Raw genomic sequence first — 12,373 nt, 5'->3', positions numbered from 1 at the left:
TTGTTTTTTACTCTACGTTTTCTCCGCCGGTTTTCTTTCCTCCATCCAGCGGTACCTTTCACCCCATGAAAAAAGTCCTCTTCATCGACCGCGACGGCACCATTCTTATTGAGCCGCCCACGGATTTTCAGGTTGATTCCCTGAGCCGCGAGAAGTTTCAGTTTGTGCCCGGCGCTATTACCGGCCTAGCCCGTATTGCCCGCGAGCTTGACTACGAGCTGGTATTGGTGAGCAACCAGGATGGCTTAGGCACAGCCAGCTTTCCAGAAGATACGTTCTGGCCGGCACACCACATGATGCTGGACATCCTGCGTTCCGAAGGCGTCGAGTTCGTTCGGGAACATATCGACCGCAGTTTTCCGCACGAGAATCTGCCCACTCGTAAGCCGGGCACCGGCATGCTCCAGCAATATCTCGGCGAGGCTAGCGGCTACGACCTGCCCAATTCCTTCGTTATTGGCGACCGGCTGACGGATGTGGAGCTAGCCCAAAACTTAGGGTGCCAGTCTATTTTGTTGCGCCCGGCAGGGGAGGAGGATGCGCGAGCGGCTCTTACTACCATGAGTTGGGACGCCATTTACCAATTCCTCCGCCTGCCCGCCCGTACGGCCCTGGTCCAGCGCGATACCAACGAAACCAAAATCCGCATCGAACTCAACCTCGATGGCAACGGCCGCCCGCAGATGCACACCGGCCTCGGTTTCTTCGACCATATGCTCGACCAACTCAGCAAGCACTCCGGTGTCGATATGAATATAACCGTGCAAGGCGACCTGCACATCGACGAGCACCACACCATCGAAGACACTGCCATTGCCCTGGGCGAAGCCTTCACGCAAGCCCTCGGCGATAAGCGGGGTATGGCGCGCTACGGTTTCCTGCTTCCCATGGATGATGTGCTAGCGCAAGCCGCCATCGACTTCTCGGGTCGGCCATGGCTGGTATGGGAGGCAGAGTTTAAACGAGAGCGGGTAGGAGACATGCCCACGGAAATGTTTTACCATTTCTTCAAAAGCTTCTCCGATGCGGCCCGCTGTAACCTCAACATTAAAGCGCAAGGACAAAATGAACACCATAAGATTGAAGCCATTTTCAAAGCCGTGGCCAAGTCCATCAAGATGGCGTTAGTACGAGACGCCAGCCGCATGGAAATACCGAGCACGAAAGGCGTTCTATGATTATTACCCATTTGTTTAAACATATGAGTAAAGTCCCCTGTAGGTTGATTACGGGTTATTTGTCGAATACTACAGATGGCTTCAAAAATATAAATAAAGGAGCCTCTCTTTGTTATACAAATGAATAAAGTAGCATCAGCTTTCGCTTCTTAAGTTGTTTCTCCAAATGAAAATAGCAGTCATTGACTACAAAGGTGGAAACGTGCAGTCGGTGCTGTTCGCGCTGGAACGGCTAGGTATAGCGGCTACTCTCACGGCCGATTCCGAAGTCATTCAAACGGCCGACCGAATCTTGTTTCCGGGTGAGGGCGAAGCTTCCTCCGCCATGCGTGAACTACGCGCCCAAGGTCTCGATAAGCTCTTGCCCACCTTGAAGCAACCCTTCCTCGGTATCTGCCTGGGTATGCAGTTGCTGGGCTGCTACAGCGAGGAAGGCCAAACAGACCTGCTCGGCATCCTTCCCTTCGACGTAGTGCGCTTTCCAACCGTTCCCGACTATAAGGTGCCGCACATGGGGTGGAACAATCTCCAAGCCCTTCGCTCGCCCTTGTTCGCTGGACTAGCGGAGCAGGATTACGTGTATTTCGTGCACAGCTACTACGCTCCTGTAGGCGACTACACCATCGCCCAGGCGGAGTATCCCGCGCCCTTTAGTGCCGCCGTGCAGCACGAGAATTTCTACGCCGTGCAGTTCCACACCGAGAAGAGCGGCCCCGTAGGAGCCCGTATTCTGGAAAACTTTCTGAAGCTGTAGAAAGAAGGGAAGCACCAAGCGGAATCCTAATTGCCTTACCTAAGACACCCTCATGGACATCATCCCCGCCATTGACTTGATTAATGGCCAGTGCGTGCGCCTCACCGAAGGCGACTTCGCCCAGCAAACCACCTACGACAACGACCCTTTGGCTGTGGCCCAGCGCTTCGAGCAGCAGGGCGTGCGCCGCTTGCACCTAGTGGACCTGGATGGGGCCCGTGCCCGCCAGCCCGTCAATCTACCCGTGCTGGAGCAGATTGCCCGTCATACTAACTTGGTCATTGACTTCGGGGGGGGGCTCCAAAGTGAAGCCGCAGTGCGCCAGGCCTTCGACGCCGGGGCCAGCCAGATTACGGCCGGCAGCATCGCCGTCCGGGAGCCCGAGACGGTGGGGGGGTGGCTCCGCTCCTTCGGCCCGGAGCGCATCATCGTGGGAGCTGATTTCCGCGACAATCACATTTCCATTAACGCCTGGGCCGAGCAGAGTGAGCGCACCTTGCGTGAGTTCGTGGCCGACTACCTGCACCAAGGCGCTACAACCTTCATTTGCACTGATGTCAGCAAGGATGGCAAGCTACAAGGCCCTTCATTGCAGGCGTATGAGCAGTTGCGCCAACAGTTGCCCCAGTGCCAGCTTATCGCCAGTGGTGGGGTAACTACGGTAGCCGACTTGGAAGCTCTGGCTGCCATTGGCATGCATGGAGCCATTGTCGGCAAAGCCATCTACGAAGGCACCATTACCCTGAGTGACTTACAGCCCTGGCTCTAAAAACAAGGTCCAGAACGAAACCACTGATCTTATGTTAACCAAACGAATCATTCCCTGCCTCGACGTGAAAGACGGCCGTACCGTGAAAGGGATCCGCTTTGAAGGTTTACGCGACGCTGGTGACCCGGTGGCCCTGGCTGCCCGCTACGCCCGCGAGGGGGCCGATGAGCTCGTATTTCTCGACATCACGGCCACCAACCAGAAACGGGCCACGTTGGTAGCCCTAGTGCGTGACGTGGCCCGCGAGCTGGACATTCCCTTCACGGTGGGTGGGGGTATTGGGACGGTGCAGGATGTGGAGGCTCTGCTACTCAATGGCGCCGATAAGGCCAGTATCAATTCCGCCGCTTTGGCCCGTCCTGAGTTGATTGATGAGCTGGCTACTCGCTTTGGCTCCCAGTGTATCGTGGTGGCTGCCGACGCGCGCTATAATGATGCCGACGGCTGGCAGATATACACCCGTGCCGGCACCCACAACACCGGCCGCGACGCGCTGGCTTGGTGCCGGGAGGTAGCCGACCGGGGCGCGGGCGAAATCTTGCTCACCAGTATGAGCAACGATGGTACCAAGGGCGGCTTCGCCCTCGACCTCACCGGTGCCGTGAGCCGGGCCGTATCAGTGCCGGTGGTGGCTTCCGGGGGGGCTGGCTCTATTCAGGATTTCACGAACGTATTTCAGCAGGCCCACGCCGATGCCGGATTGGCGGCCAGCATCTTTCACTTCGGCGAAGTAGGAATTCAGGCCCTCAAGGAACAGCTACGCCAGGAGGGTATCCCAGTACGTCTGTAATAGGTAATATAAGCACGCACCTTCCCGGCGGATCGAACACTCCGTCTTCAACCTTACGAATTGCTTGTACGATGCAACCTGATTTCCAGAAAATGCCCGATGGCCTCATTCCCGTTATCGTGCAGGACGCACAGACTGGGCAGGTACTTATGCTGGGCTACCAAAATGAAGAAGCCTTGCGCATCACGCAGCAAACGGGGCGAGTTACCTTCTTCTCCCGTTCCCGCCAGCAGCTCTGGACCAAGGGCGAAACCAGCGGCAACTACTTGACTGTAGTGAGCCAGCATCTCGATTGCGACCAGGACAGCCTTCTCATCCGCGCCATCCCCGACGGCCCAACGTGCCACCGGGGTACTACCAGCTGCTTCGAGCAACGGGATCAAACGGCTTACCCGGCCGCTCCGGTTGGTTTCGTTGCCGAGTTGGAACGGCTGATTCAGCGGCGGCAGCAGTTTCCCCAGGAAGAACCAAACTCGTACACTGCCTCGCTATTTCGCAAGGGTATCCCAAAAATTGCCCAGAAAGTAGGAGAGGAGGCCGTAGAAACCGTTATTGACGCTGTGGCTGGTAACCGTGAAGGACTCACAGGAGAAGCGGCCGATCTGCTTTACCATTTGTTGGTACTGCTGGCTGCTTCCGGCTTGTCATTAGAAGATGTGATAGCTGTGTTGCAGGAACGACACGGAACCATCTCCCAAGGCTTGCGTAGAGAAAACTAATATTGTGTGAGCAGCTATTTATAAATCCCCGGTTCATTTTGTGAACCGGGGATTTTCTTATTAACCATTATATCTAAAATACAATTATCAGGAATTGAGCTGTTTACGAATCTTCTCCAGCAGAATTCGGACTATCTCTAAATCATCGACATCTTGAATTTGGAGTTGCGTATCCACTCCTGGCCCACTGATACGCACCAAATAGCTTGGTGCGGAAGCCTCCGGTAAGGCTGCACTCGGCTCCTGAGGAGCTTGGCGGGTAGGTGGTGCCGATTGCCGCGGCTGGGAGGACAAGTTATCGGGAAGAGTCGCAGTGGGTCCTCTAAATACTTCTGCTGGTCCTGCTGTTGGCTGAGAGCGAACGGTAGAGGGCGATGCGGAAGAGTTTAAGCCAAATAAAGCTGATACTGGGTCATGGTCTTCGGCATCCTCTGCAGGGTGGGATTGAGGAGTAGGTTGGGGTACAAACTCCTGGCTTGAGGATATACTAGGAGCCGTTGCTTTGTTGGGTTGGTCTAAGATGGGGTTAGAAACTTGTGCTAACGTGTTGGGTAAGCTGGCAGGAGTAGACAGATGGGAAGTGTCGGTGCCCTTAAATAGGTTAAGGGGCATCTCACCGGCTGCCAACTCCCGACGTGGGCCTTGTTGAGCGGCGAGCTGGTCGACATCAGCGATTACATTGCGCTCATCTATAATACCAGCCATCCGAGCTCCCTCTACGAAAGCCTTTGCGACGTTTTGGGCATTAATCTCCTCCACGCCAAACTCTCGAATAAGCATTATATCGAACATGTGCACCGGTAGTTCGCGATTACGAAACTTGCGGCATATCTGAGTGAACAATGGCGGGTGCAGAAACGCTTCTCTGTGATAAAGCATCTCTTCCTGTTTGTCATAAGCGTGCTTAATGCGTCGGAAAAGATTCGTGGTAGTAAGTAACTCCCGTTTGCTAGTCAGTAGGCCAAACTTGACAGCAGAGCCAAGGATAGCTTTGAATGACCCACTAACCTTGCGATTCAGTTTACGGGCACAAGTTTCCAGTGAGCATTTCCCTCCAGTATCATCAACAACTTCTGCTACTTCCCAAGCACTCTGGTAACTAGTGCGGGGATAGTCAATGGTCTTGGGCATAAGAAGACGAGTAAGTACAAAAGTAAAGGTAATAAATATAACAGCATGAAATAGTAGTATAAAGTATAATAAAGTATAAAAACGCATACAAAAGTTATACTTTATTATACCTTTTGTACTTTTTTATACTTTGAATTACTTATTATTAAAACAACCCCTATTTATACTCACATAATAACACCGCCAGCCCTTCTTAATTTATATACCAAACTAACGTTGGGGCGGGCTAGGGCAGGAGGTAGGCGCCATTGATACGATTATAGCATCCTTTATCGGCTCACTGAAACAGGAACAAAGCTTGATTCCTGGTTTGCTTACTCAAATTTCTACATGATGCTATGAAGGCTAAATAGGCCTTATAAAAGCACGTCCGCAACAGGAGTGAAGCAAATAGCAGGAGCGAGGCCCGTGGCATTACTTAGCCTTTCATTACTTTGTCAATAATCAAATCTTGCTAATCCTATAATATGGAACTTCAAACCACACGTCTATACTTGCGGGAACTATCCTTGGCTGACTTAACCTCGGTTCACGAACTACACTCTTCACCAGAGGTAGACGAGTTCAATACACTAGGCCTTCCTGATAGCGTAGCAGCAACTGAGCGTCTGTTAAGTGACTAGCTTGTTCAACAACACGTATTTCCTCGACCCATCTACGTTTTCTATGTTCAGCGTTTAGACACCAATGAATTTATTGACCTAATTGCTTTGATCATTGGAAAGGCACATCTTAAAAATGCAGAGGTCTGGTATAAAGTTTTGCCAGCTCATTGGGGCCAAGGATTCACAACCGAAGCACTAACTGAGCTACTGAAATTCGGGTTTCACCAGTTGCATCTTCCCCGTATTGAAGCCGGCTGTGCTGTAGAAAATGTGGCCTCCATTCGAGTGCTGGAAAAAGTTGGTATGACGAGAGAAGGATGCAAACGGAAAGTCTTACCCATTAGAGGAAACTGGGTGGATAACTATTTCTTTGCCATTTTAGAAACGGATTTGCGACAAACAAATCAATGACCTAGTAGTCGTGTGAAGAATCTTCAACGTATAGTAACTGTCGAGCCGCAGAACACAGACGAGCTACTATACTTACGAGGGGTCCTCCAGGTTCCTTTATTATTGTCTTATAATTTACATTATGTTAAGTAATATATTATAAAACAACCCGGATTGTGGCCCGGGCTGTTTGTATCTCTCCCCTATTTAAACAAACAGGTTATTTTTTGTTTAGTGCATCAAGCTTTGCGTTCATACGCTCAGCATCAGCATTGCGACCTAACTTAGTATATACCTTGCCAAGTGAAGTGATGGTAGCCTTGTCTTCTGGCTGAGCGGCCAACGCTTTTTCGAAGTACGGTAACGAGTCTTGGAAATACTTCTTCCCATCCGCCTCGAACTTCTTGCCTGACTTCTGATACGTTGCCAGGTCCATTTTGCTGGCCTTCGTGTACAGGTCGGCGGCTTTGTTGTAGTTGTAGACACCCAGGTTGAAGTTTGCGTCAAAGTTATTCGGGTCCACTTCCACCGCTTTGCGATATGCTTTCAACGCTTCCTCCGGCTGCTTATCTTGATCCAGAATGGAGCCTTTGACCGCGTATAAATTGGAGTTGGTTGGGTCGGCCTCAATTGCCCGGTCTATTTTGCTCAACGCCTCCTTGCCGCGGCCGGCGCTCAGGTACATGTTGAGTTCCTCCAACATAAACGCTTTGTTGTTGGGATAAGCTTTCAAAGCTTGCTCCACAACTTTCATAGCTTCTTGGTCATTCTTCTCTTGTCGCGCGATTTGCAGCATCCGACCGTACATCTGCGGCGACTTATAGTTCATGGCTACCAACTGCCCATAAGTGGACTTGGCCCCAGCGAAGTCCTGCTTAGCCTCAGCCGCGTAAGCAGCATACAAATACGCCGTCGTGTCTTGCGGACGAATTTGCTGGGCCATTTTGTAAGCTTTGATGGCTTCGTCGTAGTTTTTGCCGTTGTAGTTTTCTACTCCGGCATTGAGGGCCATACCATATAGGTTGTCGAGTTTACCGGTAGCTTGCTTACCGAACTCGCCATCTTTCCCATCGAGTTCGATGGCTTTTTTGTAAGACTCAAAAGCAACTTTGGTACCTTCACCCGCACTCAGCGACTTGCTGTAAATGGGGCTAGCAGCCATAGCCTCGTAAATCTCGCCGCGCGTGTACCAGGTTTTGGCTTTAGTCGAGGTTTTCTCGTTCTGAACAGCCTTGTCAATATCGGTGCGGGCTTTGTCGAGCAGGCCCTGGCGCTGGTTCAGGATGGCATTGGTAACGGCCGAGTTCTGGGCCGAAGCGGAAGTAAGAGCCGCCGCGGCGACAAGCGTCAGAAGTAGCTTCTTCATAGGGAGGTTTGTCTGAAGAATGTTCAGGTGAAAAAGAAAGGAAGGAATTGTTCAGGAAACGGGAAAATTTAGCGTGAAGTTCGGTTGGCCTTCGCTTCAGCTTTTCAAGCGAGAGGCTGGTCTTACAACCAGCCTCTCGTCTTGTATCATCAGTTAATTGTCGCTCAGAGCATCCGTATCGGTGAGCGAAGTTAGCTCATCTACCGTCGCCACTCCATCCGATGCGGGTACAACGGTTTCATCGCCCACTATAGCGTCAAGCTCTTTATCATCCTCAGCGGCCACTTTCGCCACCGACGATATTTCATCGCCTTCGCTGATCTTCAGCAGCCGTACGCCTTGCGTGGCCCGACCAATGATGCGCAAATCAGCAACTCGCAGACGAATAGTGATGCCCGATTTATTGATGATCATCAAATCATCGGTATCATTCACGTCCTTAATAGCAACGAGGGCACCCGTTTTTTCGGTGATTTTCATCGCCCGAACACCTTTGCCACCCCGGTTGGTGATGCGGTATTCTTCCAACTCCGACCGTTTGCCGTAGCCATTTTCAGACACTACCAACAGTTCCTGGGTTGGATCTGACACACAGACCATACCTACCACCCGGTCCGTTTCGTCGGCCAGCGTGATGCCGCGTACCCCAGCGGCAGTGCGACCCATAGAGCGCACCTTGCTTTCGGGGAAGCGTACGGCCCGACCGGAACGTAGCGCTACCACGATTTCGGAGTTGCCGTTAGTTAGTCGCACATCAAGCAGCCGGTCACCATCATTGATGGTGATGGCGTTGATACCCGCCGCACGCGGCCGCGAATAAGCTTCCAGGGGCGTTTTCTTCACCGTACCTTGCTCCGTGCAGAACATCAGGTAGGTGTTCTCCAAATAATCTGGGTCGCGGAGGCCGCGTACGTTGAGGACAGAACGGATGGAATCTTCGCGCGGAATCTCGATGAGGTTCTGAATAGGACGACCTTTGGCAGCCTTCCCTCCTTCTGGTACTTCGTAAACTTTCAGCCAGAACACCCGGCCCAGCTCCGTAAAGAACAGCAGGTATTCGTGGGTGGTAGCTACGAAAAGGTGTTCGGTGAAGTCATCTTGCTTGGAAGCCGCGCCCCGCGCACCTACCCCGCCCCGCCCCTGCGAACGATATTCGGCCAAAGGCGTGCGCTTGATATAGCCGTCGTTGGAGATGGTGATAACCATGCTCTCGTCGGCAATCATATCTTCCATCGAGAAATCGCCACCGGCGTATTCGATAGCTGTCCGGCGCTTATCACCGTACCGCTCCCGAATATCAATCAACTCATCCTTGATGATCTGCCGCTGCAGTTCTTCCGAGGCCAGCACCGACTTCAGATAGTCAATGAGTTTCATCAACTCATCGTACTCCTGCACGATCTTGTCGCGCTCCAGCCCTGTGAGGCGCTGCAGACGCATATCCAAGATGGCGCGGGCTTGCACTTCGCTGAGGGAGAAACGCTCAATGAGCTGCATCCGGGCAACTTCCCCGTCGCGCGAACCACGAATGAGCGCGATAACCTCATCCAAGTGATCTAGTGCGATGAGCAGACCTTCGAGGATATGGGCTCGCTTTTGCGCTTCCGCCAACTCAAAACGAGTCCGACGCACTACTACGTCGCCGCGGTGCTCTACGAAGTGCTGAATCAGATCTTTCAGGTTCAGCGTCATCGGGCGACCTTTTACCAGGGCCACATTGTTGACGCCAAACGACGACTGGAGCTGCGTGTAACGGTAGAGCTGGTTGAGCACCACATTCGGCATGGCGTCGCGCTTCAGGTCATACACGATGCGCATGCCGTCGCGGTCCGACTCGTCGCGCAAGTCAGAAATGCCTTCAATCTTCTTCTCGTTGATGAGGGCCGCTGTCCGCTCAATCATCGCCGCCTTATTCACCATGTAGGGAATTTCGGTGATGATGATCTGCTCTTTGCCGCTAGGCAAGGTTTCGTAGTGGGCTTTAGCGCGCACTACCACCCGGCCGCGGCCGGTTTCGAAGGCTTGCTTCACTCCTTCGTAGCCATAGATAGTACCACCCGTCGGGAAGTCCGGCGCCAGCACGTGCTCCATGAGCTCAGCAATGGTAATGTCGGTATTATCGAGGTAAGCAATAATGCCGCTTACCACTTCCGTCAGGTTATGGGGCGCCATGTTGGTGGCCATACCCACGGCAATACCCGTCGTACCGTTAACGAGCAGGTTGGGAAATTTGGCCGGCATCACGCTCGGCTCTTCCAGTGAATCGTCAAAGTTCGGCTGGAAGTCAACCGTATCCTTGTCAAGGTCGCCGAGCATCTCGTCGGCTAGCCGCTTGAGGCGGGCCTCGGTGTAGCGCATGGCGGCCGGCGAGTCGCCATCGATGCTACCAAAGTTACCTTGGCCGTCTACGAGTGGGTAGCGCAGGCTCCAATCCTGGGCCATGCGCACCATCGTATCGTACACGGAACTGTCGCCGTGGGGATGGTACTTGCCTAGCACCTCCCCCACAATACGGGCGGATTTTTTGTAGGACTTATTGTAGGATACACCCAGCTCGCTCATGCCGTAAAGCACACGCCGGTGCACGGGTTTGAGGCCGTCGCGCACATCGGGCAGGGCCCGGGAGATGATAACCGACATCGAGTAATCGATGTAGGCGCCGCGCATCTCGTCTTCGATGTTAATCGGAATGATTTTTTCGCCTTCCGCCATAGGGAGAATTTGAGGAGGCCGGCCACTGCGCAAACGCAGCTCCGGCACCGTGAATGAAGGTTGCGTTAAGCCTGCAAGATAGGCAAAAAACCCTGTTTTTCCTAGATTTTACCCCTATTAAGCCTAATGTAACGGCTTACTTTTATCGGCCTTGTGCTTGCCGGATTTGGGGTTGTAGGTTTTGATTTTTTCGCCGATAGCCGGGTTCTGCTTTTTGAATAATGGTTGGCCCCGGTATTTTACGCCGTCGTGAAAATGCACCTTGCGCGTATGGCACGACATGATGGGACAATTGCGGCAAGAGGAAACAGCGACCAAAACAAGCAACGGTAGCAGCAACCGGGCGATAAGTAGGCGAAATGTCATGCAGCAAAGATATTGGTTACGCAGTGGGAGTTATAAATTGTTGCTTACCAGTTGCGCCAAACAAACTCCTAACGCCTAGCACTCCACCTGGAGCAGTCTCCTCAAACCAAGTCCCTTCCCTCCCACTCGCGCAAAAACTGCGTCAGAAACGTTTCCATGAAAGCATGACGCTGCTCGGCTACGCGGCGAGCCGCTGGGGTATGCAGCCGTTCCCGCAGATGCAGGAGTTTCTCGTAGAAATGATTGATGGTAGGCGCGGTGTTCCGCTTGTAGCTCTCAAACGACGCGTGCTCAACCGGCGCAATAGCTGGGTCGTGAAGCGGGCGGCCTTTATGACCACCGTAAGCAAAAGCCCGCGCCACACCAATAGCCCCAATGGCATCTAGGCGGTCGGCATCTTGTACTAGGGCTCCTTCAACCGTACTCATGGGAGTAGGCACTCCTAGGCCCTTGAAGCTGACCTCACGAATAATCTTTTCGACAGCCTGAATAATGCTCTCCTCGGTTTGCTGGCTCTCCAGCCAGGCCCGAGCTGCCCGCGGGCCAGCCTCTTCGTCGCCGTCGTGAAACTTCCAATCGGCGACGTCGTGGAGCAACGCCCCTAGCTCAGTGATTGTGACATTAGCAGTTGGCGTGTTTTGCGCTAGACCGCGGGCCACTTGCCATACTCGGCGAATGTGTTCCCAGTCGTGGCCGGAGCCTTCGTGCAGGAACTTCTCACGAACGAAATCTGCGGTACGAGCAATCAGATCAGTATTCAAGCTACAGAAGGATAAGTGAGAAAAGAGGTGTCGGGTATTACAAAGCAACAACACGAAGACCAGAAAATTAACCTCCTCTCCTACTCGGGTGCTTACCCACAACATAGCTAGCTCATTATCATGGTAATCTGGCAGGCACAATACTATAGATTCTTATTCTACCACACCCAATCATTTCTAAAAAGTATCACTACACCTAAATTGATTGTCATTATTCACACTCGGCGCTGCGTCAGCAAGAAAAGCCATTCTTGCTATTTCAAGACTTTCGCAACGGTGAAACTGTGCCTACACATTTACTTTTTACTATTAAGGCGATAAAGAATTTTCAAATTTTTTTTCATTGGAGACTTGAAAAAACGGCAACAGCCTGTAGTTTTGCAGCACCATTCGCCTCCTTAGCTCAGCTGGTAGAGCAACTGACTTGTAATCAGTAGGTCGCTGGTTCGATCCCGGCAGGGGGCTCTTTTACTGAATTTAAACGCCCAAAACATCTCTTCGAGAAAAGATGTTTTGGGCGTTTTCTGTTTAACCACACTCGCAGCTGTATCACTAACCACACTTACACTACGAAAGAAGAATCCTTGAATTATTTTGTTCAGTGAAGGTAGAAACGGGCCCGTATAACGACAGACCTAGTCTACTACTAGTAAAAAAACTAGCTCCGCAGTTGACATTCTAGCTACAACTAGAGATTATACTTCATATTAATTCAGTTCAAGTTCTCTATTGGCTAGACAATACCTTCTTGATGGTTTAAGAAACGTTAACAGAAGAAGGAACACCTACACCTCGGCAAGTAAAAAAGCAGTACTACACACAGAAACCAAGC

11 protein-coding genes and 1 tRNA gene are annotated in these 12,373 nt (G+C 52.1%); 7 read left to right on the top strand and 5 right to left on the bottom strand.

Annotation, left to right across the window (positions count from 1 at the left end; all coding sequences use genetic code 11):
• The first annotated feature begins 65 nt into the window (after positions 1 to 65).
• From hisB to hisIE, 5 genes are all read left to right on the top strand, one after another.
• Positions 66 to 1,178 (top strand): bifunctional histidinol-phosphatase/imidazoleglycerol-phosphate dehydratase HisB, encoded by a 1,113-nt coding sequence (gene hisB, locus ACYSMN_RS04520; protein ID WP_488922656.1) that lies wholly within the window; start codon positions 66 to 68, stop codon positions 1,176 to 1,178.
• 166 nt (positions 1,179 to 1,344) lie between these two features.
• Positions 1,345 to 1,932 (top strand): imidazole glycerol phosphate synthase subunit HisH, encoded by a 588-nt coding sequence (gene hisH, locus ACYSMN_RS04515; protein WP_488922655.1) that lies wholly within the window; start codon positions 1,345 to 1,347, stop codon positions 1,930 to 1,932.
• A gap of 52 nt (positions 1,933 to 1,984) precedes the next feature.
• Entirely contained in the window at positions 1,985 to 2,701 is a 717-nt protein-coding gene (gene hisA, locus ACYSMN_RS04510) for a 1-(5-phosphoribosyl)-5-[(5-phosphoribosylamino)methylideneamino]imidazole-4-carboxamide isomerase (protein WP_488922654.1), read from the top strand.
• Between the two features lie 31 nt (positions 2,702 to 2,732).
• Positions 2,733 to 3,491, top strand: coding sequence for an imidazole glycerol phosphate synthase subunit HisF (gene hisF / locus ACYSMN_RS04505; RefSeq protein ID WP_488922653.1), 759 nt, complete (start codon positions 2,733 to 2,735; stop codon positions 3,489 to 3,491).
• Between the two features lie 71 nt (positions 3,492 to 3,562).
• Entirely contained in the window at positions 3,563 to 4,210 is a 648-nt protein-coding gene (hisIE, locus tag ACYSMN_RS04500) for a bifunctional phosphoribosyl-AMP cyclohydrolase/phosphoribosyl-ATP diphosphatase HisIE (protein WP_488922652.1), read from the top strand.
• 87 nt (positions 4,211 to 4,297) lie between these two features.
• Here the strand turns inward: hisIE and ACYSMN_RS04495 are convergent, their stop codons facing one another.
• Positions 4,298 to 5,428: a hypothetical protein gene (locus ACYSMN_RS04495; protein WP_488922651.1), complete on the bottom strand. Its 1,131-nt coding sequence runs from the start codon at positions 5,426 to 5,428 to the stop codon at positions 4,298 to 4,300.
• 566 nt (positions 5,429 to 5,994) lie between these two features.
• On the opposite strand from ACYSMN_RS04495, the gene ACYSMN_RS04490 reads away from it, so the two are divergent.
• Positions 5,995 to 6,357: a GNAT family N-acetyltransferase gene (locus ACYSMN_RS04490; protein WP_488922781.1), complete on the top strand. Its 363-nt coding sequence runs from the start codon at positions 5,995 to 5,997 to the stop codon at positions 6,355 to 6,357.
• A 199-nt stretch (positions 6,358 to 6,556) separates the two neighbouring features.
• Here the strand turns inward: ACYSMN_RS04490 and ACYSMN_RS04485 are convergent, their stop codons facing one another.
• The 4 genes from ACYSMN_RS04485 to ACYSMN_RS04470 form a co-directional block, all read right to left on the bottom strand.
• Entirely contained in the window at positions 6,557 to 7,702 is a 1,146-nt protein-coding gene (locus tag ACYSMN_RS04485; RefSeq protein WP_488922650.1) for a tetratricopeptide repeat protein, read from the bottom strand.
• Between the two features lie 153 nt (positions 7,703 to 7,855).
• Positions 7,856 to 10,414, bottom strand: a complete 2,559-nt coding sequence (gene gyrA, locus ACYSMN_RS04480; RefSeq protein ID WP_488922649.1) for a DNA gyrase subunit A — start codon at positions 10,412 to 10,414, stop codon at positions 7,856 to 7,858.
• A gap of 123 nt (positions 10,415 to 10,537) precedes the next feature.
• Positions 10,538 to 10,696 carry a hypothetical protein gene (locus ACYSMN_RS04475; protein ID WP_488922648.1) on the bottom strand — a complete coding sequence of 53 codons (159 nt, stop codon included), beginning with the start codon at positions 10,694 to 10,696 and terminating at the stop codon, positions 10,538 to 10,540.
• Between the two features lie 185 nt (positions 10,697 to 10,881).
• Positions 10,882 to 11,541, bottom strand: coding sequence for an HD domain-containing protein (locus ACYSMN_RS04470; RefSeq protein WP_488922647.1), 660 nt, complete (start codon positions 11,539 to 11,541; stop codon positions 10,882 to 10,884).
• A 392-nt stretch (positions 11,542 to 11,933) separates the two neighbouring features.
• Between ACYSMN_RS04470 and ACYSMN_RS04465 the strand changes: the two genes are divergently transcribed.
• A tRNA-Thr gene (locus tag ACYSMN_RS04465) sits at positions 11,934 to 12,006 on the top strand.
• The last annotated feature ends 367 nt before the right edge of the window (positions 12,007 to 12,373 follow it).

Source organism: Hymenobacter sp. M1-2 (genome assembly GCF_057808495.1).
This window is presented reverse-complemented; position numbering and strand designations above follow the sequence as displayed.

Bases quoted from the DNA above. Each gene is read 5' to 3' on its own strand.
- hisB (WP_488922656.1), top strand. From the start codon at position 66: ATGAAAAAAGTCCTCTTCATCGACCGCGACGGCACCATTCTTATTGAG.
- gyrA (WP_488922649.1), bottom strand. From the start codon at position 10,414: ATGGCGGAAGGCGAAAAAATCATTCCGATTAACATCGAAGACGAGATG.
- ACYSMN_RS04485 (WP_488922650.1), bottom strand. From the start codon at position 7,702: ATGAAGAAGCTACTTCTGACGCTTGTCGCCGCGGCGGCTCTTACTTCC.
- hisIE (WP_488922652.1), top strand. From the start codon at position 3,563: ATGCAACCTGATTTCCAGAAAATGCCCGATGGCCTCATTCCCGTTATC.
- ACYSMN_RS04495 (WP_488922651.1), bottom strand. From the start codon at position 5,428: ATGCGTTTTTATACTTTATTATACTTTATACTACTATTTCATGCTGTT.
- hisH (WP_488922655.1), top strand. From the start codon at position 1,345: ATGAAAATAGCAGTCATTGACTACAAAGGTGGAAACGTGCAGTCGGTG.
- hisF (WP_488922653.1), top strand. From the start codon at position 2,733: ATGTTAACCAAACGAATCATTCCCTGCCTCGACGTGAAAGACGGCCGT.
- hisA (WP_488922654.1), top strand. From the start codon at position 1,985: ATGGACATCATCCCCGCCATTGACTTGATTAATGGCCAGTGCGTGCGC.
- ACYSMN_RS04475 (WP_488922648.1), bottom strand. From the start codon at position 10,696: ATGTCGTGCCATACGCGCAAGGTGCATTTTCACGACGGCGTAAAATAC.